General features: G+C 67.0%; 19 protein-coding genes. 16 read left to right on the top strand and 3 right to left on the bottom strand.

What is annotated here, in order from left to right; genetic code table 11:
• Positions 1–4: 4 nt before the first annotated feature.
• From DKG74_RS11830 to ureC, 11 genes are all read left to right on the top strand, one after another.
• Positions 5–451, top strand: coding sequence for a MarR family winged helix-turn-helix transcriptional regulator (locus tag DKG74_RS11830; RefSeq protein ID WP_109905983.1), 447 nt, complete (start codon positions 5–7; stop codon positions 449–451).
• Positions 452–628: 177 nt separating this feature from the next.
• Positions 629–1,051: an organic hydroperoxide resistance protein gene (locus DKG74_RS11825; RefSeq protein WP_109905981.1), complete on the top strand. Its 423-nt coding sequence runs from the start codon at positions 629–631 to the stop codon at positions 1,049–1,051.
• A gap of 320 nt (positions 1,052–1,371) precedes the next feature.
• Positions 1,372–2,667, top strand: a complete 1,296-nt coding sequence (urtA, locus tag DKG74_RS11820) for an urea ABC transporter substrate-binding protein (RefSeq protein WP_109905979.1) — start codon at positions 1,372–1,374, stop codon at positions 2,665–2,667.
• A gap of 137 nt (positions 2,668–2,804) precedes the next feature.
• Complete coding sequence (gene urtB, locus DKG74_RS11815; RefSeq protein ID WP_109905977.1) at positions 2,805–4,421, top strand: urea ABC transporter permease subunit UrtB; 1,617 nt, start codon at positions 2,805–2,807, stop codon at positions 4,419–4,421.
• A gap of 2 nt (positions 4,422–4,423) precedes the next feature.
• Positions 4,424–5,572 carry an urea ABC transporter permease subunit UrtC gene (gene urtC / locus DKG74_RS11810; protein WP_243404107.1) on the top strand — a complete coding sequence of 383 codons (1,149 nt, stop codon included), beginning with the start codon at positions 4,424–4,426 and terminating at the stop codon, positions 5,570–5,572.
• A 13-nt stretch (positions 5,573–5,585) separates the two neighbouring features.
• The gene (gene urtD, locus DKG74_RS11805; RefSeq protein ID WP_109905975.1) at positions 5,586–6,347 is read left to right on the top strand and encodes an urea ABC transporter ATP-binding protein UrtD; all 762 of its coding nucleotides are present in this window, start codon (positions 5,586–5,588) and stop codon (positions 6,345–6,347) included.
• Between the two features lie 11 nt (positions 6,348–6,358).
• Positions 6,359–7,054, top strand: coding sequence for an urea ABC transporter ATP-binding subunit UrtE (gene urtE / locus DKG74_RS11800; protein WP_109905974.1), 696 nt, complete (start codon positions 6,359–6,361; stop codon positions 7,052–7,054).
• On the top strand, positions 7,020–7,877 hold the full coding sequence (locus DKG74_RS11795) for an urease accessory protein UreD (RefSeq protein WP_109905973.1): 858 nt from the start codon (positions 7,020–7,022) through the stop codon (positions 7,875–7,877). The genes urtE and DKG74_RS11795 overlap by 35 nt, the downstream gene beginning before the upstream one ends.
• A 126-nt stretch (positions 7,878–8,003) precedes the next feature.
• Positions 8,004–8,306 (top strand): urease subunit gamma, encoded by a 303-nt coding sequence (locus DKG74_RS11790; protein WP_109905972.1) that lies wholly within the window; start codon positions 8,004–8,006, stop codon positions 8,304–8,306.
• An 11-nt stretch (positions 8,307–8,317) separates the two neighbouring features.
• Positions 8,318–8,623: an urease subunit beta gene (locus DKG74_RS11785; protein WP_109905971.1), complete on the top strand. Its 306-nt coding sequence runs from the start codon at positions 8,318–8,320 to the stop codon at positions 8,621–8,623.
• A 1-nt stretch (position 8,624) separates the two neighbouring features.
• Positions 8,625–10,337: an urease subunit alpha gene (gene ureC / locus DKG74_RS11780; RefSeq protein WP_109905970.1), complete on the top strand. Its 1,713-nt coding sequence runs from the start codon at positions 8,625–8,627 to the stop codon at positions 10,335–10,337.
• Between the two features lie 9 nt (positions 10,338–10,346).
• On the opposite strand, the gene DKG74_RS21765 is transcribed toward ureC, so the two are convergent.
• Positions 10,347–10,499 carry a hypothetical protein gene (locus DKG74_RS21765; RefSeq protein WP_165837645.1) on the bottom strand — a complete coding sequence of 51 codons (153 nt, stop codon included), beginning with the start codon at positions 10,497–10,499 and terminating at the stop codon, positions 10,347–10,349.
• 115 nt (positions 10,500–10,614) lie between these two features.
• On the opposite strand from DKG74_RS21765, the gene DKG74_RS11775 reads away from it, so the two are divergent.
• The 3 genes from DKG74_RS11775 to DKG74_RS11765 all read left to right on the top strand — a co-directional run bounded on the left by DKG74_RS11775 (position 10,615) and on the right by DKG74_RS11765 (position 18,258).
• A complete protein-coding gene (locus tag DKG74_RS11775; RefSeq protein WP_109905969.1) occupies positions 10,615–12,156 on the top strand; it encodes an AMP-binding protein in 1,542 nt (513 codons plus the stop codon).
• 157 nt (positions 12,157–12,313) lie between these two features.
• Positions 12,314–12,844 carry an EF-hand domain-containing protein gene (locus tag DKG74_RS11770; protein WP_109905968.1) on the top strand — a complete coding sequence of 177 codons (531 nt, stop codon included), beginning with the start codon at positions 12,314–12,316 and terminating at the stop codon, positions 12,842–12,844.
• A 227-nt stretch (positions 12,845–13,071) separates the two neighbouring features.
• The gene (locus tag DKG74_RS11765; RefSeq protein ID WP_109905966.1) at positions 13,072–18,258 is read left to right on the top strand and encodes an MG2 domain-containing protein; all 5,187 of its coding nucleotides are present in this window, start codon (positions 13,072–13,074) and stop codon (positions 18,256–18,258) included.
• A 78-nt stretch (positions 18,259–18,336) separates the two neighbouring features.
• Here the strand turns inward: DKG74_RS11765 and DKG74_RS11760 are convergent, their stop codons facing one another.
• Entirely contained in the window at positions 18,337–19,260 is a 924-nt protein-coding gene (locus DKG74_RS11760) for a prohibitin family protein (RefSeq protein ID WP_207779335.1), read from the bottom strand.
• A 150-nt stretch (positions 19,261–19,410) separates the two neighbouring features.
• Between DKG74_RS11760 and DKG74_RS11755 the strand changes: the two genes are divergently transcribed.
• On the top strand, positions 19,411–20,544 hold the full coding sequence (locus DKG74_RS11755; protein ID WP_109905964.1) for a TIGR03364 family FAD-dependent oxidoreductase: 1,134 nt from the start codon (positions 19,411–19,413) through the stop codon (positions 20,542–20,544).
• A gap of 127 nt (positions 20,545–20,671) precedes the next feature.
• A complete protein-coding gene (locus tag DKG74_RS11750) occupies positions 20,672–21,295 on the top strand; it encodes a superoxide dismutase (protein ID WP_109905962.1) in 624 nt (207 codons plus the stop codon).
• Between the two features lie 154 nt (positions 21,296–21,449).
• Here DKG74_RS11750 and olsB read toward each other — a convergent pair whose 3' ends face one another.
• The gene (gene olsB, locus DKG74_RS11745; protein ID WP_423841696.1) at positions 21,450–22,298 is read right to left on the bottom strand and encodes a l-ornithine N(alpha)-acyltransferase; all 849 of its coding nucleotides are present in this window, start codon (positions 22,296–22,298) and stop codon (positions 21,450–21,452) included.
• Positions 22,299–22,300: the final 2 nt, after the last annotated feature.

Here is a 22,300-nt window from a genome sequence, read left to right as displayed (position 1 = left end):
CGCCATGACCGACCAGCCGAAACTCTCCCTCCGCCTCGATGATCAGCTCTGCTTCGCGCTCTATTCCGCGTCGCATCTGATGACCAAGGCCTATCGGCCGATGCTGACGGCGCTCGGCCTCACCTATCCGCAATATCTCGCGCTGCTCGTGTTGTGGGAGGCGGACGATCTGACGGTGGGGGCATTGGGCGAGCGGCTGTTCCTCGATTCCGGCACGCTGACCCCGCTTCTGAAGCGGATGGAAGCGCAGGGCCTGGTCGAGCGTCGGCGCGATCCCGCCGACGAGCGCCAGGTCCGCATCCGCCTGACCGAGACCGGCCGCGCGCTGGAGGCGGAAGCCCGGCGCCATTACGAGGACATGGTCTGCGGCCTCGGCGCCTCGGGTGACGAAGTGAAGGCACTGCGCGACGCCGTCGCCGCCTTCCGGGCGCAACTGGCCAACGGTTCTTAAGGGCCCCGTTTTCTCGTCATTCCGGCGAAGGCCGGAATCTGTGGCCGGCGAGGGCGCTTCCGCGTTCAAAGGCTCCGGCCTGCGCCGGAGCGACGAGAGGTTGAGATGCGCTTTTATATATTGTGTTCAATTTAATTGTGCGATATATAATGCGCCATCGACAACGGAGTGCCTCTCATGCCCGACAAAATCCTCTACACCGCCCATGCCACCGCCACCGGCGGCCGCGAAGGTGTCGCCGCCAGCGACGACGGCCGGCTTTCGGTTACCCTGTCCACGCCGAAGGCCCTCGGCGGCAACGATGGCCCCGGGACCAATCCTGAACAGATGTTCGCCGCCGGCTATTCGGCCTGTTTCCTCGGCGCGCTGAAATTCGTCGCCCGCGCGGCCAAGGTTGCCCTGCCGGAGACGACGACGGTATCGGGTGCCGTCGGCATCGGCCCGATCCCCACGGGTTTCGGTATACAGGTCGCGCTGACCATTGCCGCCCCGGGCGTCGACAAAGCCGTGCTCGAGGATCTGGTGGCCAAGGCCCATGTGGTCTGCCCCTATTCCAACGCCACGCGGGGCAATATCCAGGTCGACCTGAGCGTCGCCTGACAAGATTGTATACAGCCTGTCGGCTGCCGCTGCCCAAAAAACCGGCGGCGGCCGATGGTCACAATTTAGGCTCATGCTGCGCCAAATTGCGTATTGCTGCCTTTATTTTGACCAATTCTGAACGTGCCGCCACCCTGATGGCCGAACGGCAAAACACCCTGAATCCCCGCTGACCGCATGACTCCCCCGGGGTCGCGCCGCTTGGCACATGTCTTGCCTCTTGCCCCTTTGCCTCGTGCCGGCGGCCAGCGCCGAAGCGTGGTGTCTCGGCCGCGACCGGCGGCCAAATTCGGATCCTGCAGGGGTTGGGGGTTTAACGAATGTCGACAAGGTTCACGAAATGGCTGGCCGGGGCGGTCCTCGGCGCAACCGCGATGGTTGGCGCCACCTTTGGCGCCCGTGCGGAAGAGACCATCAAGATCGGCGTTCTGCATTCGCTTTCCGGCACCATGGCGATCAGCGAGACCACGCTGAAGGACGTCATGCTGATGCTCATCGACGAGCAGAACAAGAAGGGCGGCGTCCTCGGCAAGAAGCTCGAGGCGGTCGTGGTCGACCCGGCTTCCAACTGGCCGCTGTTCGCCGAAAAGGCCCGCCAGCTGATTTCGCAGGACAAGGTCTCGGCCGTGTTCGGCTGCTGGACCTCGGTCTCGCGCAAGTCGGTGCTGCCGGTGTTCGAGGAGCTGAACAACATCCTGTTCTACCCGGTGCAGTACGAGGGTGAAGAATCCTCGCGCAACATCTTCTACACCGGCGCCGCGCCGAACCAGCAGGCGATCCCCGCGGTCGACTACCTGATGGCCGAGGAAGGCGTGAAGCGCTGGGTCCTCGCCGGTACCGACTATGTCTATCCGCGCACGACCAACAAGATCCTCGAGGCCTATCTGAAGGCCAAGGGCGTCGCCGCCGACGACATCATGATCAATTACACGCCGTTCGGTCATTCCGACTGGCAGACGATCGTCGCCGACATCAAGAAGTTCGGTTCGGCCGGCAAGAAGACTGCCGTCGTCTCGACCATCAACGGCGACGCCAACGTGCCGTTCTACAAGGAACTGGCCAACCAGGGCATCAAGGCGACCGACATTCCGGTCGTCGCCTTCTCGGTCGGCGAAGAGGAACTCGCGGGTCTCGACACCTCGAACCTGGTCGGTCACCTCGCCGCCTGGAACTACTTCATGTCGGTCGACGTTCCCGAGAACGCCGAATTCATCAAGAAGTGGCAGGCCTATACCAACAATCCGAAGCGCGTGACCAACGACCCGATGGAAGCCCATGTCATCGGCTTCAACATGTGGGTCAAGGCGGTCGAAAAGGCCGGCACCACCGATCCGGACAAGGTGATCGACGCCCTGATCGGCGTTTCCGTCCCGAACCTGTCGGGCGGCTATTCGACCATGATGCCGAACCACCACATCACCAAGCCGGTCCTGATCGGCGAGATCAAGGCCGACGGTCAGTTCGACATCGTGTCGCAGACCCCGGGCCTGATCATGGGCGACGAATGGTCGGATTACCTCGAAGGTTCCAAGGACCTGATCTCCGATTGGCGCGCGCCGCTCAAGTGCGGCAACTTCAACGTCGCCACCGGCAAGTGCGGCGGCTCGGGCAAGTAATCGCCCGGGCAGCCTGAGTTAGTCTGTTTCTGGTCTCCTCCCTCGACTTGGCATACCCCGGGCGGCATCGTCCGCCCGGGGGCTCTTTTCAGGTCGGGGCCCTTTCGCGTTGACTGTTGTCGAGAGGCGGTCGGTCCATGGTAATTTCGACACTCTCGCGGTTACGGCGGCTCTGCCTGATCGCGATGGCGATCCTGACCCTGGCCGGTGCCGGCGCCATCGGGCAAGCCCGGGCGCAGGACGTTCAGGACACCCTGAAACTCTTCTCCGGTTCCTATGACGATATCCAGAAGGGTATCGAGGCGCTGGCCGTCAGCGGACAACCGACGGCAATCGAGATTCTGCAGGCGCTGACCGACAACCGGCTGCTGGCCGGTGCGGACGGCAGCCTCGTCTACAAGGACGCCGCGGGCGCGCTGCACGATGCCGCGACCGGCACGGTCGTCGCGGCGGAGCCTGCGGGCGCCAAGCCCGTGCGCGCCAACAACCGCATCCGCCGCGCGGTCGAGGCCGCGCTCGGCCAGCTGACCCTGGTCAGCCCCGATCCGGCGAAGCGGCTCGAAGCCGCGCTGTCGGTGTTCAAGTCCAAGGATCAGACGGCGCTGCCCCTGATCGAAACCGCGCTGGCGCGCGAGACGGACGCGAAGGTGAAGACCGCGCTCGAGCGGGCGAAGGCCGCCCTCGTGCTCTATGGCCCCGGCGAGGAGCCGGCCAAGCTCGCCGCGGTCGAGGTGATCGCGGCCCAGGGCGATCAGGACGCCCTCGCCATGCTGGCGGCGACGCCGTCGCCTTCGCCCGCGCTGGCCGCGGCGATCAAGGACGCTTCCGACGCCATCGAAGGCCGCCTCGCCCTGTGGTCCGGGGTGCAGAGCTTCTATTACGGCATTTCGCTCGGCTCGGTCTTGCTGCTCGCCGCCATCGGCCTCGCCATCACCTTCGGCGTGATGGGCGTCATCAACATGGCCCATGGCGAGATGGTGATGATCGGCGCCTACACGACCTTCGTCGTGCAGGACATCATCCGCAACTCGGCACCCTGGCTGTTCGACTATTCGCTGGCCATCGCGCTGCCGCTGGCCTTCCTCGTCTCGGGCGCGGTCGGCATCCTGATCGAGCGGGTGATCATCCGCTTCCTCTACGGAAGGCCGCTGGAAACCCTGCTCGCCACCTTCGGCCTGTCGCTCGTGTTGCAGCAGGCGGTGCGCAGCCTCTTCGGGCCGACCAACCGCGAGGTCGGCAATCCCGCCTGGATGTCGGGCGCCTTCGATCTCGGCGGCCTGACCCTGACCTATAACCGCATGTGGATCATCGTCTTCTCGATCGTCGTGCTGTTCGTCCTGATGGTCGTGCTGCGGCGGACCGCCTTTGGCCTCCAGATGCGGGCGGTGACGCAGAACCGGCGCATGGCCGGTTCGATGGGCATCCGCACCAACTGGGTCGACATGCTCACCTTCGGCCTCGGCTCCGGCATCGCCGGCATCGCGGGCGTCGCCCTGTCGCAGATCGACAACGTCAGCCCCAACCTCGGCCAGGGCTACATCATCGACAGTTTCATGGTCGTCGTCTTCGGCGGTGTCGGTAACCTCTGGGGTACGCTGGTCGGGGCCATGACGCTGGGCATCACCAACAAGCTGCTCGAACCCGTGGCCGGCGCCGTGCTCGGCAAGATCTTCGTCCTCGTCGCGCTCGTGCTGTTCATCCAGCGCAAGCCGCGGGGCCTGTTCCCCCAGAAAGGCAGGGCGGTCGAGCGATGATCATGAAACGCCTTTTCGGTTCGGACGCCATGGCCTTGTGGTTCCTGGCGTGCCTCCTCGTCGTCACCGTGCTGGTCGGGGTGCTCAATCTCGCGACGCCGGCCGACTCCGCACTGCATGTGCCGACCTATCTCGTCGCACTGCTGGGCAAATATCTGTGCTACGCCATCCTCGCGCTGTCGATCGACCTCGTCTGGGGGTACGTCGGCATCCTGTCGCTGGGCCACGGTGCCTTCTTCGCCCTCGGCGGCTATGCCATGGGCATGTATCTGATGCGCCAGATCGGCCCGCGCGGGGTCTATGGCGATCCGGTGCTGCCCGACTTCATGGTGTTCCTGAACTGGAAGGAGCTGCCCTGGTACTGGCTTGGCTTCGACAACTTCCTGTTCGCCATGGTGATGGTCGCGCTGGTGCCCGGCATTCTCGCCTTCGTCTTCGGTTATCTCGCCTTTCGCTCGCGCGTTACCGGCGTCTATCTGTCGATCATCACCCAGGCGATGACCTATGCCCTGCTGCTCGCCTTTTTCCGCAACGACATGGGTTTCGGCGGCAACAATGGCCTGACCGACTTCAAGGATCTGCTCGGTTTCAACCTGCAGACCGACGGGATGCGCGTCGCGCTTTTCGCCGCCTCAGCCCTCGCGCTTGCGCTGTGCTATCTGCTTTGCCTGTGGATCACCCGTTCGCGCTTCGGCAAGGTGCTGATCGCGGTGCGCGACGCCGAAAGCCGGACGCGCTTCATGGGTTACAGGGTCGAGGGTTACAAGCTCGCGGCCTTCACCCTGTCGGCGGTGATGGCGGGCGTTGCCGGCGCGCTCTATGTGCCGCAGGTCGGCATCATCAATCCGGGTGAATTCGCGCCGCAGAATTCGATCGAGGCGGTGGTCTGGGTCGCGGTCGGCGGCCGGGGCACGCTGGTCGGTGCCGCCGTCGGCGCCATCGTCGTCAACTTCGGCAAGACCGTGTTCACCGGCGTGTTGCCGGAACTCTGGCTCTTCGCCCTCGGCGGTCTGTTCGTCTTCGTCACCCTGCTGATGCCCAAGGGCATCGTCGGCACGGTGCCGCAGCTCCTCGACATGATGCGCAGCCGCAAGGCACAGAACGCAGGCGAGACGGCCAAGCCCGAAGCCCCCAGGCCGGCGGCGGAATAGAGGAGCGAGAGCCATGCAGATCGGCGATACATCCGCCCCCAAGCCCATCCTCTATGTCGACGGCGTGACCGTGACCTTCGACGGCTTCCGGGCGCTCAACGACCTCTCCCTCGTCATCGCGCCCGGCGAGATGCGGGCGATCATCGGCCCGAACGGCGCCGGCAAGACGACCATGATGGACGTCATCACCGGCAAGACCCGGCCCGACGTCGGCACCGTCGCCTTCAACGGCGATGTCGACCTGACCAAGCTGGACGAGGCGGCCATCGCCCAGCTGGGCATCGGACGCAAGTTCCAGAAGCCGACCGTGTTCGAAAGCCACACGGTGCGGGACAATCTGCAACTCGCCCTCGCGGGCCTGCGCAAGCCCTTCACCGTGCTCTTCGCCAAGGAGACGGCGAAGGAGCGGCAGCGCATCGACGAATTGCTGGAGCTGACCAAGCTGACCGAATCCCATGGCCGGCTGGCGGGCGACCTGTCCCACGGCCAGAAGCAATGGCTGGAAATCGGCATGTTGCTGGCGCAGGAGCCGGCGCTCCTCCTCGTCGACGAACCGGTCGCCGGCATGACCGACGCCGAGACGGCCGAGACCGCCGAACTGCTGGTCGAGATCAACAAGACCCGCTCGGTCGTCGTCGTCGAACACGACATGACCTTCGTGAAGGCGCTCGGGGTCAAGGTCACGGTGCTGCACGAGGGCTCGGTGCTCGCGGAAGGCCCGCTCGACCAGGTTCAGGCCAACGAGCGCGTCATCGAAGTCTATCTCGGCCGCTAGGGGATCTGATCATGCTCTCTGTCGAAAAGGTCGATCTCTTCTATGGCGCGGCGCAGGCGCTGCGCTCGGTCTCGCTCACCGTCGAGGTCGGCAAGGTTACCTGCCTGCTTGGCCGCAACGGTGTCGGCAAGACCTCGACGTTGCGCGCGATCACCGGCAATCAGGCGGTGAAGCGCGGCAAGGTCATGTGGGAAGGCGAGGATATCACCCATCTGAAGCCGTTCGAGCGGGCACGCCGGGGCATCGCCTATGTCCCGCAGGGGCGCGACATCTTCCCGCTGCTGACCGTGCGCGAGAATCTGGAGACCGGCTTCGCCGTGCTGCCGCGCAGCCAGCGCAAGGTGCCGGACGAGATCTTCGAGCTGTTCCCGGTGCTGAAATCCATGCTGCGGCGGCGCGGCGGCGATCTGTCGGGCGGACAGCAGCAGCAGCTGGCGATCGGCCGGGCGCTTGTGATGAAGCCGCGCCTCCTCGTCCTCGACGAGCCGACGGAAGGCATTCAGCCGTCGATCATCAAGGATATCGGCCGCGTCATCGACCTGTTGCGCGGGCGGGGCGAAATGGCAATCCTGCTGGTCGAGCAGTATTTCGATTTCGCGCACGAGCTGGGGCAGACGCTGGCGGTCATGGACCGGGGCGAAGTCGTCCTGGCCGGGCCCAAGGACGAGCTGGATGAAGCCGAGGTTCGCCGCCACGTCATGGTCTGAGCCGCCGAGTGCCGCGCCGCTTGCCCGGGCGGAGGGGCGGCTGGAACTCTCCTTCCGGCGGCGGGGCGAGGCGACCGTGCTCGATCACCTCTATCAGCAGGGCTGTGCCAAGGCCCGGTTCCCGAGGCGGGAGACGGGCGCGCATATGACCGCGGTCACCCTGAACACCGCGGGCGGCCTGACCGGCGGCGACCGGCTGTCGACCCGGGTCGACTGGGGGCCGGGGACCAGCGCCACCGTCGCCTCCCAGGCGGCGGAGCGGGCCTACCGCGCCATCGGCGGCGTGCCGGCCCGGCAGGAGACGCGGCTGAGCGTGGGCGAAGGCGCCTTCGCCGAATGGCTGCCGCAGGAAACCATCCTGTTCGACGATTGCGATCTTGCCCGCGACCTTTGCATCGACATGGCGCCGGATGCCGCCTTCCTCGGCCTCGAGCAGGTGGTGTTCGGCCGGACGGCCCGGGGCGAGAGCGTGAGCCGTGGCCGGTTCCGCGATGCCTGGCGTCTGAGCCGGGGCGGCCGGCTGATCTATGCCGACGTGCTGTCGCTCGAGGGCGACATGCAGGGAAGGCTCGACCGCCTGGCGGCGGCGCAGGGCTGCCGCGCCTCGGCCAGCATCGTTGGCGCCGGGGGCGGCCTTGCCGGGCGGCTGGACGATGTGCGTAATGCCCTCGGTAACTTTACCCTTTGGGGCGCCAGCGCCTTTGACGATATGATCCTGATCCGCTGCCTGGGGCAGACGGGCGCCGACCTCCGCCGCATGGTCCTGGCCGCCCTCGCCCCCTTGCGCGGCGCAAGGCCCATCCCACGGGTCTGGCAAATCTAACCCGGCGATGTCCCGGCAACGCCGGGACGAGCCACGACATTCAAGGGCCATTGAGGCCCCGCGCAGCTTTAGCGAAGCGAGCCAAGGTCGCGGATGCGACCGCCCGGCGCTTGAGGGACTGAAAAGATGAATCTTTCACCGCGTGAGAAGGACAAGCTGCTGATCGCCATGGCGGCCATCGTCGCCCGCAAGCGGCTGGAGCGGGGCGTGAAGCTGAATTATCCGGAAGCCATCGCCCTGATCACCGATTTCGTCGTCGAGGGCGCGCGCGATGGCCGCTCGGTCGCCGATCTGATGGCGGCCGGCGCCACGGTCATTACCCGCGACCAGGTGATGGAGGGCATCGCCGAGATGATCCACGACGTCCAGGTCGAGGCGACCTTCCCCGACGGCACCAAGCTCGTCACCGTCCACGAACCGATCCGCTAAAGGTACAGGCCATGATTCCGGGTGAAGTCATTCCCGCCGCCGGCGAGATCGAATTGAACGCGGGCGCGCCGACGGTGACGGTCAGCGTCGCCAATGTCGGCGACCGGCCGATCCAGGTCGGCAGCCATTACCATTTCGCCGAAACCAATGCCGGGCTGCAGTTCGACCGCGCGGCGGCCCATGGTTACCGGCTCGACATTCCGGCCGGCACCGCCGTCCGCTTCGAGCCGGGCCAGACGCGGGAGGTGACGCTGGTGCCCCTGCTGGGCCTGCGCCGGGCTGTCGGTTTCCGCGGCCTCGTGATGGGAGACCTGTGACATGCCGATGAAGATGAGCCGCGGCGCCTATGCCGACATGTTCGGGCCGACCGTCGGCGACCGCATCCGCCTCGCCGACACGGAATTGCTGATCGAGGTCGAGAAGGATTACACGACCTATGGCGAGGAGGTGAAATTCGGCGGCGGCAAGGTAATCCGCGACGGCCAGGGCCAGTCGCAGGTGACGCGCGCCGCGGGCGCCGTGGACACGGTGATCACCAATGTCGTCATTCTCGACCACTGGGGCATCGTGAAGGCCGATGTCGCGATCAAGGACGGGCGCATCGCCGGCATCGGCAAGGCCGGCAACCCGGATACCCAGCCGGGCGTTTCCATCATCGTCGGCCCGGGCACGGAAGTGATCGCGGGCGAGGGCAAGATCCTGACGGCCGGCGGCATCGACTGTCACATCCATTTCATCTGCCCGCAGCAGGTGGAAGAGGCGATCTCGTCGGGCATCACCACCCTGATTGGCGGTGGCACGGGGCCGGCGACGGGCACCAACGCGACGACCTGCACACCCGGCCCCTGGCACATCGCCCGCATGTTGCAGGCGGCGGAAGGCCTGCCGGTCAACCTGATGTTCGCGGGCAAGGGCAACGCTTCCGATCCCGCCGCCCTGATCGAACAGGTGAAGGCCGGCGCCGCCGCCCTGAAGCTGCATGAGGACTGGGGCACCACCCCCGCCGCCATCGACTGCTGCCTGTCGGTCGCCGACGATTACGACGTGCAGGTGATGATCCACACCGACACGCTGAACGAATCGGGTTTCGTCGAGGATACCGTCGGCGCCTTCAAGGGCCGCACCATCCACGCCTTCCACACCGAAGGCGCGGGCGGCGGCCATGCCCCGGACATCATCAAGGTCGCGGGCCTGCCCCATGTCATCCCGTCGTCGACCAACCCGACCCGGCCGTTCACGGTGAACACGCTGGACGAGCATCTCGACATGCTCATGGTCTGCCATCACCTCGACGCCAGCATTCCGGAAGACGTCGCCTTCGCCGAAAGCCGCATCCGGCGCGAGACCATCGCGGCCGAGGATATCCTGCACGACATGGGCGCGCTCTCGATCATCTCGTCCGACAGTCAGGCCATGGGCCGGCTGGGCGAGGTGATCCTGCGCACCTGGCAGACCGCCCACAAGATGAAGACCCAGCGCGGCGCCCTGGCCGGGGACGGCGCGGGCAACGACAATTTCCGCGCCCGCCGCTATGTCGCGAAATACACGATCAACCCCGCCATCGCCCATGGCATCAGCCCGCATGTCGGCTCGGTCGAGGTCGGGAAATATGCCGATCTCGTGCTGTGGTCGCCCGCCTTCTTCGGCGTGAAGCCCGACATGGTGCTGAAATGCGGCACCATCACCCAGGCGCTGATGGGCGATCCCAATGCCTCGATCCCGACGCCGCAGCCGGTGCATTACCGCCCGATGTTCGGCAGCTTCGGCCGGGCCATGGCGGCGTCCTGCATCACCTTCGTCTCGAAGGCGGCGCTCGATCTCGACATCGGCCGCCAGCTCGGTCTGCAGCGCATCGTCGCCGCGGTCGAGAACACGCGGATGAAGGCGGCCAAGGCCAGCATGGTGCTGAACGACGCCTGCCCGGCGATCGAGGTCGACCCGGAAACCTATGAGGTGCGGGCCGACGGCGAATTGCTGACCTGCGCGCCGGCCAAGGTCCTGCCCATGGCCCAGCGCTACTTCCTGTTCTGAAGCGAAGGTCTATTCGGCCTCGTCCTTCGGGGCGGGCGTGGGCGCGGCATCCCGGCTGCGCGCCTGCGCCTTGCGCCGGTGCAGATTGTCGCGCAGCGCCTTGGCGAGGCGTTCCGCCTTCAGCTCGGCTTCGGTCTTGGGCGGGTTTTTCTTGTCGGTCATCGCGATCGGTCGAACCAAGGTGACGAAGGCGTCAGCTTCGGGTTAGTGTTTCCCCCAGCATAAGAAGAAGGGACGAGCCGGGCAAACCGGCCGGACCGCATAAAGGGAGAGAAACATGCATCCGGGCATCCATGCCGCTACAACTCCGTCCAAGATCGCCTATCGCATGGCGGGCAGCGGCATCACGGTCACCTATGCCGAGCTGGAGGCGCGGGCCAATGCCTGCGCCCATCTGTTTCGCGACCTCGGGCTGAAGCGGGGCGACAGCATCGCCCTCATCGTCGAGAATCACCCGCGCTTCTTCGAGCTGTGCTGGGCGGCGCTGCGCTCCGGCCTCTATTACACCGCGATCTCGACCCGGCTGACCGCGGGCGAAGCCGCCTATATCGTGAACGACAGCGGCTCGAAGGCGCTGATCAGCACGAAATACATGGCCGATGTCGCGACCAAGGTCGCGGCGCAATGCCCGGGCCTCGCCACCCGCCTGATGCTGGACGGCACTGCCGACGGGTTCCAGTCCTACGAGACCGCCGTCGCCGACAAGCCGAAAGAGCCGATCCCCGATCCGTCGGAAGGCGCCGACATGCTCTATTCCTCGGGCACCACGGGCCGGCCCAAGGGCGTGCGCGTGCCCCTGCCGGAGGAGCCCTATGGCACCCCGGGCAAGCTGTTCATGCTGAATGCCGCGCTCTATGCCCCGAATGCCGACACGGTCTATCTCTCGCCCGCGCCGCTCTATCACGCGGCGCCTTTGCGCTTCTCGCTGACCATGATGCGTTTCGGCGCCACCGTGATCGTGATGGAGCATTTCGATCCCGAGGAATATCTGGCGCTGATCGAGAAGCACCGCGTCACCCATACCCAGGTGGTGCCGACCATGTTCGTGCGCCTGCTGAAGCTCGATCCGGGAACCCGCGCGAAATACGACGTCTCGTCGCTGAAATGCGCGATCCATGCCGCCGCGCCCTGTCCCATTCCGGTCAAGGAGCAGATGATCGAATGGTGGGGACCGGTCATCAACGAATATTACGCCGGCACCGAGGGCAACGGCTTCTGCGCCATCACCTCGGCCGAATGGCTGGGCCACAAGGGCTCGGTCGGACGGGCGATGATGGGCGTGCCCCATATCGTCGACGACGAGGGCAACGAGCAGCCGCCCTATGAGGCGGGCACGATCTATTTCTCGGACGGGCCGGTGTTCGAATATCACAACGACCCGGACAAGACGGCGTCCAGCCGCAACGACAAGGGCTGGTCCACCCTCGGCGACATCGGCTATCTCGACGCGGAAGGTTACCTGTACCTCACCGACCGCAAGGCCAACATGATCATCTCGGGCGGGGTGAACATCTACCCGCAGGAGGCCGAGAACCTGCTGATCACCCACCCCAAGGTGGCCGATGTCGCCGTCTTCGGCGTGCCCGACGCGGACTGGGGCGAGGCGGTGAAGGCCGTGGTCCAGCCCGCCGACATGCGCGACGCCGGCCCCGCGCTGGAAGCCGAGCTGATCGCCTTCTGCCGGGCCCATCTCTCGGCGATCAAATGCCCGCGCTCGGTCGATTTCGAGGCCGAGCTGCCGCGCCACCCCACCGGCAAGCTCTACAAGCGCCTGCTGAAGGACCGCTACTGGCAGGGCGAAAAGCGCCGCATCGCCTGAGACGGATTTGCCGGGCCGGCAGGAATTGCCGGCCCGTTTCCCGCCCCATGGTCCGCAACGCCGCGCATTCCGCGGCCCGTGACATGGCGCGTTTCTTGCTGCCCCTCCCGCCGGGTCCGGTCATGTGATCAGGCCCGTTCCACCATGGAGGGAAATCATGAGCAGCATCTCATCGGTTTCGGGTAGCCAGGCGACGCAAAGCCTGTTCTCGAAACTGGACACCAATAGCGACGGAACGGTGAGCCAGGACGAATTCGTCGCCAGCCGCCCCAAGGACATGAGCGAGACGGATGCCGCCGCGCTCTATGCCAAGATCGACGAGGATGGCACCGGCGCCCTGACCGAGGACCAGCTGAAGGCCGGCCTCGACGCCAACCGGCCGCCACCCCCGCCGCCGCCCGAGCTGACCGGCGGGGCGCCCAGCCTGTCGTCCGATCTCGTCTCGGCCCTGATCGACGTCCTGCAGCAGGCCAGCGAGGACGATTCGTCGGCCTCGTCGACTTCGACGGCGACATCCGCTTCCACCTCGGCGGCCGCCACGGCATCCGATATGACCGACACCGAAGCCAGCGGCACCGCCCTGTCGGGTGAATTGCTGACCTCGCTCTACAAGGCCATCCAGGCCTATGCCAGCAGCAACAACATCGCGCTCGACAGCACCAGCCCGACCGTGAACAGCGTCGGCTGAGATCAGGCTTGTCGCCGAGGGATGCGCAGAAGCGCGCCACCGGCCCGGGGGGCAAGCCCGTTCAGTCCCGGCGGAGACCGTCCGCCATCATCCCGTCACCTTCATCGTCAATCCTCGCTGCGCTGTGATCCGCGTCACAGGTCCGGCTGGTGCCGCGCGTCAAGATAGTCGGCACGGACCTCGGCCTTGGTGTAGGATCGCGCGGTTTTCGAGGGGGGAATCTCGTCATGGGCCGCATCGCTTCGGCGCTTCGCAGTCTGCTCGTCGCCTTTGTCCTGTCGGGGGCCGTGACCGGCGCCGCGATGGCGGGCACGCTGGACAGGCTTCAGGAACAGGCCGGCTATTACATGGATTCGATCGCCGGCCGCGACGAGGGTCCGAAAGACCTCGCCGAAGCCAAGCGCGCGGTCGAGGCGGCCGCGATCCAGGCCAAGCGCGAGCGCTGGTGGCAGGCCTCCGATTTCTACGAGCGGGCGATCGCCCTCGGCCTCGACGATGCCGCGACCTGGACGCTGCTGGCGGAAATCCAGCTGCGCAATTCCAACTACTGGCGCGCCACCCCCGCCGCCTATCGCGCCTATACGCTGGCCAAGACGAAGCCGGCGAAACTGGCCGCGCTCGAAATCCTCGGCACCTCGCTGTCGCGCAACGACAACCCGGAGCTGGCGCTCGAAGCCTATCGCGAGGCGGCCAAGGTCGCGGGATCCAACGCCTATGACGAGCAGATCGCCGAGCTGGAAGAGGCGACGCGCTTCCGGATCATCAACGCCTATGCCAACGAGGACGCGGACACCCCCGCGCTTTGCCTCGATTTCTACGGCGAGCTGAACCCGACCGCCCATTACGAGGATTACATCGAGGTCACGCCGAAATTCGACGGCGCCATCGTCGTCCGCGACAAGACCCTGTGCGTCGAAGGCGCGCGCTTTGGCGAAGCCTATGAGATCGCCGCCGCCAAGGGCCTGCCCGGCACCGAAGGTGTGAAGCTGGACCGCGACGAGGGCGCGGCGATCACCGTCGGCAACCGGCCGGAAAGCCTCGGCTTCACCCAGTCCGCCTATATCCTGCCCAAGGTCGGCGCGACCGGCATTCCGCTGCAGTCGGTCAATACCGACAAGGCCCGCCTCGTTCTCTACCGCATCAACGACCGCAACATCCTGCCGACCATCGCCAACGGCAATTTCATGCGCATCCTGACGTCCTATGACGCCGAGGAAATCGCCCAGACCTCGGGCGAGAAAGTCTGGCAGGGCGAGGTCACGATCGAGAACGAGGCGAACAAGCGCGTCGTCACCGCGATCGACATCGAGCAGATGCGCAAGACCGCCGCCCCCGGCGTCTATGTCCTGACCGCGGCGCCCGCGACCGGCGAACCCGACTATTGGGACGACCTCGCCACCCAGTGGGTGGTGGTGACCGATGTCGGCCTGACCACCTATGCCGCCAACGACGGGCTGACCGTGGTCGCCCGCTCGCTCTCGACCGGCAAGCCGGCGGCCGGGGTCGACATCGGCCTCTATGCCCGCAACAACGACGAGTTGTCACGGGCGAAGACCGACGACAAGGGCGTCGTCCGCTTCGACCCCGGCCTGCTGCGGGCCGAGGGCGGCCGTTCCCCCGCCGCCATCATGGCCTTCGCCGGGGGCGGCGATTTCACCTTCCTCGACCTGACCGGCCCTGCCTTCGACCTGTCGGATCGCGGTGTTTCGGGCCGGCCGCAGCCCGGCCCGCTCGACCTCTTCGCCTATGCCGAGCGCGGCGTCTATCGCCCGGGCGAGACCGCCCACATCATGGCCCTGCTGCGCGACGATGCCGGCAATGCCGTGGCCGACCTGCCGCTGACCCTGAAGGTCACCCGGCCCGACGGTGTCGAGATCGAGCGCCGGCCGCTGAAGCCGGCGGCGGGCGGCGCCTATGACGTGACCTGGGCGATCAGCGCCGGGGCGCGCACCGGCAGCTGGACCCTGTCGTGGCACACCGATCCGGACAAGGCGGCCGTCGGCAGCCTGTCCGTCCTCGTCGAGGATATCGTCCCCGCCCGCATCGAGACCAAGGTGAAGGCCGACGCCCCGGCGATCGAGCCGGGCCATCCGGTACCCCTGTCGATCGAGGCGAAATATCTCTTCGGCACGCCGGCCGCCGACCTGCGCAGCGCGGTCGAAGTCGTGATCGGCGAGGCCGAGGTGCCCTTCCCCGACTTCAAGGACTACAGCTTCGGCCTCGTCGACGAGAATGTGGAGCAGGTCCGCGTCAACCTCGAGGATCAGGTGACCGACGCCAAGGGCAAGGTCACCTTCGAGATCGACCCCGGCCAGCTGCCCGACACGGTGCAGCCGCTGACCGCGATGATCCGCGCCGATGTCTTCGAGACCAGCGGCCGCCCGGTCAGCCAGCGGCTGGAGCTGCCGGTACGCAACCGGCCCCTGTGGCTGGGCGTGAAGGCCGGTTTCGAGAATGCCGAACTGGCCGAGAACGGCACCCCCGGCTTCCAGCTGATCGCCCTCGACCAGTCGGGCAAACCGAGCGATGCCTCGGGCGTGCGCTGGTCGCTGGTGCGCGAGGACTGGAGCTATCAGTGGTATTTCCGCAATGGCGCCTGGAACTATGACGTCGTCGTGCGCGACAAGCCGCTGGGCACCGGCACCATCGACCTGAAGGCGGCCGGCCCGGTCACCCTGCAGACGCAGGCGGTGCAATACGGCCGCTACCGCATCGAGCTGACCGACGCCGGCACCGGCGCCGCCTCGTCGCTGCGCTTCACCGCCGGCTGGTTCATCGCCCCCTCGATCGGCGAGACCCCGGACAAGATGACCGTGGTCGCCGACAAGCCGCTCTATACCCCCGGCGAGACGGCGAAACTGCGCCTGCAGGCGCCCTTCGCCGGTGAAGTGCAGATCATCGTCGCCACCGACAAGGTGCTGGAAACCCGGAACGTCACCGTGCCCGCGACCGGCACCGACATCGAGGTGCCGGTTTCGGAAGCCTGGGGCGCGGGCGCCTATGTCCTCGCCACCGCCTTCCGCCCGGGCGATGCCGACAGCGAGCGTGGCCCGGGCCGCGCCATCGGCCTCGCCTGGCTGGGCGTCGATCCCGCTGCCCGCCAGTTGCAGATCGCGATGAACGCGCCCGACATGGTGCTGCCGCGCCAGAAGGTCTCGATCCCGATCGAGGTGAAGGGCATCGCGGGGGCATCGCCCACCTTCGTCACCGTGGCCGCGGTCGATGAAGGCATCCTGCAACTGACCGACTTCCAGACCCCCGATCCGCTGTCCCAGCTGTTCGGCAAGCGCCGCCTCGGCCTCGACATCCACGATGCCTATGGCCAGCTGCTGAACGCCAAGCTGGGCAAGCCCGGCGCGCTTCGCGAAGGTGGCGACGGCTATGCCCTCGGCCGGCGCGGCGCCCCGCCGTCGGACATCAAGCTGGTCTCGCTCTTCACCGGCATCGTCGCCCTCGACGCCAGTGGCAAGGGCACGCTGTCCTTCGACGTGCCCGATTACAACGGCCGCCTGCGCCTGATGGCCGTCGCCTGGAACGCCCGTCAGGTCGGCAGCGCCGACAAGGGCCTGATCGTGCGCGATCCGGTCGTCGTGCTCACCTCGACCGCGCGCTTCCTCGGCGTCGGCGACACCAGCCGGCTGACCGTCACCCTCAGCAACGCGGCGGGTGCGGCGGGGGCCTATTCGGTCTCCATCGCCGGGGACGACATCGTCCAGCTGGTGCCGGGCAAGAAGCCCGGCCCGGTCGATCTGCCGGTCGGCGCGACCAGGACGGTAAACATCCCGATCAAGGCGGTCGCCGCCGGTCTCGGCAAGCTGGCCCTGACCGTCGAGGGGCCGAATGGCTTCAGCTTCTCGCGCACCGTCAGCATCGGCACGCGGGCGCCGCAGCTGCCCTCCATCGACCGGCTGGTGCGCCAGCTGAAACCCCGCGACGGCTTGACCGTCGGGCAGAAGGCGCTCGACCCTTACGTCCCCGGCACGCCGGAGCTGTTGCTCAGTCTCAGCCCGCGGCCCAATGTCGATGTCGCCGGCCTGCTGCGCGGCCTCGACCGCTACCCCTACGGCTGCCTCGAACAGACCACCAGCCGGGCCCTGCCGCTGCTCTATGTCGGCGAGGTCGCCAAGCTGTGGGAGCAGCCGGACGAGCCCGACCTGACCGCGCGGATCGAGAAGGCCATCGGCCATATCCTCGAGATGCAGCGCGGCGACGGCAGCTTCGCCCTGTGGGACTATTACGGCGATACCCAGCCCTGGCTGACCGCCTATGCCCTCGACTTCCTGACGAGGGCGCGGGCGCGCGACATCGCCGTGCCGGACTTCGCCTATCGCCGCGGCCTCGCCTGGCTGAAGCGCCACGGCGAGAACCGGCGCGACGACGGGCCGGATGCCCTCGCCTCCCGCGCCTATGCGCTCTATGTCCTCGCCGAGGCGGGCGTGGGCGAAATCGGCGCCACCCGCTACATGCATGACGCGGTCGGCATCGACCTGCCGACGCCGCTGGCCATGGCCCAGGTCGGCGCCGCCCTCGCCCTGATGGGCGATACCGGCCGCGCCTCCGAGGCTTTCGACCGCGCCCTGGCGGCGCAGGACCGGCGCAACGCGGGCAGCGATTACGGCAGTCAGGTGCGCGACCTCGCCGCCATCGTCGCCCTCGCCGCCGAGACCAAGGTGCCAGGCATCGACCCCGAAGCCCTGGCCGCCAAGGTCGCCGACATGGTCGGTGGCAAGCGCTGGCTGTCGACGCAGGAAAGCGCCTGGCTGCTGATGGCCGCCCGGGCGCTGGCCGATGGCGACAACAGGATGCAGGTCGCGGTCGGCGCCACCGCCGTGCCGCCGCGCAGCACCGCCTATGCGGTGCGGCCCACCATCGCCGAGGTCGCGGCCGGTCTCCGGCTCGAGAACCAGGGCGAAGGTTCGGTCTGGTACACCGGCACGGTGATCGGCGTTCCCGCCAAGGACATGCCCGCCAGCAGCGCGGGCATCGAGGTGCAGCGCCGCTTCTTCACCCTCGACGGCAAGGCGATCGACCCCAAGGCGGTCGCTCAGGGGACCATGATGGTCGCGGTCGTCACCGGGCGGACCACGTCTGGTCTCGGCAATCAGCTGATGGTGATCGACCTCCTGCCCGCGGGCTTCGAGATCGAGAATCCGCGTCTCGTCGGCTCGACCACCGCGGGCGAGATCGGCTGGCTGCCTGAAATGACCTATCCGCAGTATCAGGAAGCCCTCGACGACCGTTACGTCGCCGCATTCGATACGACGGAAAACAGCAGCTTCGCCGTCGCCTATATCGTCCGCGCCGTGACCCCCGGCACCTATCGGGTGCCCGGCGTCGCGGTCGAGGACATGTATCGCCCCGAATACCGCGCCCGCGACGCCATGGGCACGGTGACCGTGGTGCCGGTGGAGTAACACGCAGGCCGCCCACCTCACCCCGGCCCACTCCCCCCTGAAGGGCGGAGAGGGGGGGGAGGTGGGCCGCCGCCCCTGCTATTTCCCGGGCGTCATCTCGATGAAGGGCATGGCGCCGCCGGGCACCATGGTCTGGGGCAGGCGGCCATCCCAGCGCTCGGCCCGGATCAGTTCGATCAGGGCCGGATTTTCCTTCATGGCGAGGCCCTTGGCGCGGATCGAATCGGCCTCCGCCTCGCCGCGCAGGCGCAGGGCGTCGGCCTCGGCCTTGGCCTGAAGCGCGCGCGAATCGGCCTCGGCCCGCGCCTGGACCACGGTCGAATCGGCCTGGCCCTGGGCGGCCGTCCTGCGGATTTCGGCCTGGACCTTTTCCCGCTCCAGATTCTGGCGCAGGCGGGTCACCTCGACCTCGGCCTGCATCCGCTGCTCGATCGCCTGCTCGAAGGCATCCGAGAAGTCGATGTTCTCGATCTGCACGCTCTCGATGATGATGCCTTCCTCGGTCACCGCCTCGCGCAGCGAATCGGTGATGTCGGCGACCAGTTTCGCTCGCTCGCCGACGATGCTCGGCGCGTTGTAGCGGCCGAACACCGCCTTGGTCCGGTCGAGGAGCGCCGGCATCAGGATACGGTCGGCGAAATTGACCCCGAGCTTGGCGTAGATCTCCGTCGCCTGCCCGGCGTTGATCCGGTAGTTCACCGACATGTTCAGGAAGGCCGCCTGGATATCCTGCGAATAGGCCGCGACTTCGGGCAGGTTCAGCTTCTCGGTCCGCGTCGACAGGCTGACCACATTGTCGATGATCGGCAGCTTGAAATGAAGGCCGGGCCCGGCGACGTCCAGCACCGCGCCATTGCGCAGGACGACGCCGACCTCGCCCTCGTCGATCGTGTACCAGCTCGACAGCACGACGACGGCGCCGGCGAAGATCGCGCCGATGGGACCGATCTTGCTCAGCACGGCAGGCGGCGACGGGCTGTCGCCCGATCTCTTCATGGACATGGTATTCCCCCCGAAAATGCGAAAACGCGGGGCCGGCAATACCCTTCGCGCGGGTCCCCGATGCGCGGCAGGGTCTTCCCGGTCCCCCCGCGATCCTGTCATGGTATGGCCCGGCCCGATAGCCGCCCGTACCCGCTGGAGTTCCCGACCATGTCCACCCGTGTTTTCGACCTCGCCATCGTCGGCGCCGGCATCGTCGGTCTCGCCCATGCCCTGGCGGCCGTGAAGGCCGGGCGGCGGGTGGTGGTGATCGACCGCGACGCCCAGGCCAACAGCGCCTCGATCCGCAATTTCGGCTTCGTCACCGTGACCGGCCAGCAGCAGGGCACGGTCTGGAACCGGGCCCTGCGCAGCCGCAACATCTGGGCCGAGGTCGCGCCGAAGGCGGGCATCGAGGTCATTCATCGCGGCACCGCGGTGATCGCCCACCGGCCCGAGGCCGCCGCCGTCGTCGAAGCCTTCGTCGCCTCCGAGATGGGCGCGGGCTGCGAGATGCTGTCGCCCGCGCAGATCGCCGCGCGCCTGCCCCTGCTGCGCCACGAAGATGCCACCGCCTGCCTGTGGAGCCCGCACGAGATGCGGGTGGAGCCGCGCCTCGCGGTGCCGAAGCTGGCCGCCTGGCTGGAAGCCGAGATGGGCGTGACGTTCCTGCGCAACACGCTGGTGAAGGAGATCGAGCTGCCACGAATCAGGACGACGGCGGGCGTGATCGAGGCCGGTCAGGCGGTGGTCTGCCCCGGCGGCGATTTCCTCGGCCTCTATCCCGAGCTTTGGGCGCGGCGCGATCTCGACCTGTGCAAACTGCACATGCTGCGCCTGGCGCCGCAGGGAACCGGCTGGGTCCTGCCCGGCTCGATCATGAACGACATGTCGCTCGGCCGTTACCTCGGCTTTTCGGAATTGCCCGCGGCCGAGGCGCTGAAGGCCGTGCTGGCGAAGGAAGAAGCGCCAAGCCTCGACAACGGTATCCATCTCATTGTCGTGCAGTCGGCGGACGGCTCCCTCGTCGTCGGCGATTCGCATCATTATGCGACGACGCCCGATCCCTTCGCGCCCGATGGGGTCGACGAGCTGATGATCGGCCATGCCCGGCGCGCCCTGCGCCTTGGCAGCGACAGGGTGGTGGAACGCTGGATCGGCATCTATCCCCATTCGAAGACCGAGGCGGCGCTGATCGAGGATGCGGCGCCCGGTGTCCGGGCCGTGATGGTGACGAGCGGCACCGGCATGTCGACCTCCTTCGCCCTGGCCGAGGACGCGCTTTCGGGCTGGCTCGCGGGGTAACAAAAGGCTGGCACCGGCCGGGCGCCGGGTCTATGTGATTAGCGGGGATGATCAGACACTTGCGGTCGATGGGCGAAGAATTCTAGAAACACTCTACGCCCCGCCGTCATCAACTGAGGAATGCGACATGGCCTTCAAGCTTCCCGAACTGAAATTCGATCCGAGCGCGCTCGCCCCCGCCCTGTCGGCCGAGAGCTTCTCGTTCCACCATGGCAAGCACCATCAGGCTTACATCACCGTCGCGAACGAGATCGTGGCGGCGACCCCGGCCCTTGCCGGCAAGTCGATCGAAGAGGTGGTGAAGATCGCCGCCGCCGATCCCGCGGGCAAGAAGCTGTTCAACAACGCCGGCCAGCACTACAACCACACGCTCTACTGGCTGTCGCTCTCGACCCCCGGCTCGACCAAGCCGTCGGCGGCGATTTCCGCGCTGATCGACAAGTCGTTCGGCGATTACGCCGGCTTCAAGACCGCCTTCACCACCGCCGCCCTCGGCCAGTTCGGCTCGGGCTGGGTGTGGCTGCTCAAGGAAGGCGACAAGCTGGCGATCACCACGACCGGCAACGCCGAGACCCCGCTGACCGCCGGCAAGGACGCCCTTGCCGTGATGGACGTGTGGGAACACGCCTATTACATCGACTATCGCAACAACCGTAAGGGCTTCGCCGAAACCTTCGTCGACAGCCTGATCAACTGGTCCTTCGTCGAGAAGCGCATCGAAGAGGTCACGACCCTCGACGCTGGCGTCTGATCGCTGAACCGGGAGCGGCGGCGGGCACCAGCCCCCGCCGCTTTCACGGCCCTCAATCCGGGGACACTATACTCAATTCCGCAGATGGCTACGAATTAAGTATAGTGTCCCCGGATCAGGGTGTCCCCGGATCAGGCCGGGTTGGGCGCCCGGCTCAGTCGGCCGGGTCGCCCTTCTGGTAGCGGGCGATATAGCGTTCGGTCAGGGTGTCGCAGGGCACCATGATGAAGCAGTCGACGGTCTTGAATTCGGGGTCGATCACCGCGCCGTCGCCGATATAGCCGCCGAGGCGCAGGTAGCCCTTGATCAGGGGCGGCAGGGTGCGCAGCCCGTCGCGCGGGCTGATCGCTTCCCTGGGCAGGCGGTTCATCTCGACATAGCGCCCGGGCAGGGCGCGCACGCGGCGCTCCGGCGGGGCCATGTGGTTGTGATAGAGATAGGACAGCGGCACGGCGAGGGCGTCCGGATCGGTGCCCGGCAGGCTGCCGCAGCCGAACATCAGGCTGATCTTGTGTTCGACGATATAGCCGGCGATGGCGCGCCACAGCATCTGGATGACCGCGTTGGTGCGATATTCCGGCGCGACGCAGGAGCGGCCAAGCTCGAGGAAATTATCGTCCGGCCGCCGGTTCTTCTCGAGGAAGGACAGATCGAATTCGCCGGCGGAATAGAAGCCGCCATGTTCGCGCGCCACTTCCTCGCGCAGCAGGCGATAGGTGCCGACCACACTCGGCCCATCGGTTTCCGCGACCGCGTGGTCGATCACCAGAAGATGGTCGCACAGGGGGTCGAAGTGATCGAAGTCCCGCCGCTCCGCCGCCGCGGCGGGCGAAGGGGTCGCGCCCATCTCGTCATAGAAGACCCGGTAGCGCAGGCGCTGGGCGGCAAGCAATTCCGCGCCGTCGTGCGCCAGGCGCACTTCAAGCTTGCCGGTATCGACCGGCCGCCGGACGGGGGCGGCATCGCCCGCCATGTCCTCGGTCTTCACGCTGTTCAGTGCCACGT

Origin of the sequence: Zavarzinia aquatilis (genome assembly GCF_003173035.1) — a bacterium.
In the GTDB taxonomy this organism is placed as follows: domain Bacteria; phylum Pseudomonadota; class Alphaproteobacteria; order Zavarziniales; family Zavarziniaceae; genus Zavarzinia; species Zavarzinia aquatilis.
Note: the sequence above shows the minus strand (reverse complement) of the source record. Positions and strands in the feature narration are given on the sequence as shown.

What these genes read in the sequence shown, in the direction of transcription:
- DKG74_RS11830 (WP_109905983.1), top strand. Translation starts at nt 5, where the DNA reads ATGACCGACCAGCCGAAACTCTCCCTCCGCCTCGATGATCAGCTCTGC.
- DKG74_RS11825 (WP_109905981.1), top strand. Translation starts at nt 629, where the DNA reads ATGCCCGACAAAATCCTCTACACCGCCCATGCCACCGCCACCGGCGGC.
- urtA (WP_109905979.1), top strand. Translation starts at nt 1,372, where the DNA reads ATGTCGACAAGGTTCACGAAATGGCTGGCCGGGGCGGTCCTCGGCGCA.
- urtB (WP_109905977.1), top strand. Translation starts at nt 2,805, where the DNA reads ATGGTAATTTCGACACTCTCGCGGTTACGGCGGCTCTGCCTGATCGCG.
- urtC (WP_243404107.1), top strand. Translation starts at nt 4,424, where the DNA reads ATGAAACGCCTTTTCGGTTCGGACGCCATGGCCTTGTGGTTCCTGGCG.
- urtD (WP_109905975.1), top strand. Translation starts at nt 5,586, where the DNA reads ATGCAGATCGGCGATACATCCGCCCCCAAGCCCATCCTCTATGTCGAC.
- urtE (WP_109905974.1), top strand. Translation starts at nt 6,359, where the DNA reads ATGCTCTCTGTCGAAAAGGTCGATCTCTTCTATGGCGCGGCGCAGGCG.
- DKG74_RS11795 (WP_109905973.1), top strand. Translation starts at nt 7,020, where the DNA reads ATGAAGCCGAGGTTCGCCGCCACGTCATGGTCTGAGCCGCCGAGTGCC.
- DKG74_RS11790 (WP_109905972.1), top strand. Translation starts at nt 8,004, where the DNA reads ATGAATCTTTCACCGCGTGAGAAGGACAAGCTGCTGATCGCCATGGCG.
- DKG74_RS11785 (WP_109905971.1), top strand. Translation starts at nt 8,318, where the DNA reads ATGATTCCGGGTGAAGTCATTCCCGCCGCCGGCGAGATCGAATTGAAC.
- ureC (WP_109905970.1), top strand. Translation starts at nt 8,625, where the DNA reads ATGCCGATGAAGATGAGCCGCGGCGCCTATGCCGACATGTTCGGGCCG.
- DKG74_RS21765 (WP_165837645.1), bottom strand. Translation starts at nt 10,499, where the DNA reads ATGACCGACAAGAAAAACCCGCCCAAGACCGAAGCCGAGCTGAAGGCG.
- DKG74_RS11775 (WP_109905969.1), top strand. Translation starts at nt 10,615, where the DNA reads ATGCATCCGGGCATCCATGCCGCTACAACTCCGTCCAAGATCGCCTAT.
- DKG74_RS11770 (WP_109905968.1), top strand. Translation starts at nt 12,314, where the DNA reads ATGAGCAGCATCTCATCGGTTTCGGGTAGCCAGGCGACGCAAAGCCTG.
- DKG74_RS11765 (WP_109905966.1), top strand. Translation starts at nt 13,072, where the DNA reads ATGGGCCGCATCGCTTCGGCGCTTCGCAGTCTGCTCGTCGCCTTTGTC.
- DKG74_RS11760 (WP_207779335.1), bottom strand. Translation starts at nt 19,260, where the DNA reads ATGTCCATGAAGAGATCGGGCGACAGCCCGTCGCCGCCTGCCGTGCTG.
- DKG74_RS11755 (WP_109905964.1), top strand. Translation starts at nt 19,411, where the DNA reads ATGTCCACCCGTGTTTTCGACCTCGCCATCGTCGGCGCCGGCATCGTC.
- DKG74_RS11750 (WP_109905962.1), top strand. Translation starts at nt 20,672, where the DNA reads ATGGCCTTCAAGCTTCCCGAACTGAAATTCGATCCGAGCGCGCTCGCC.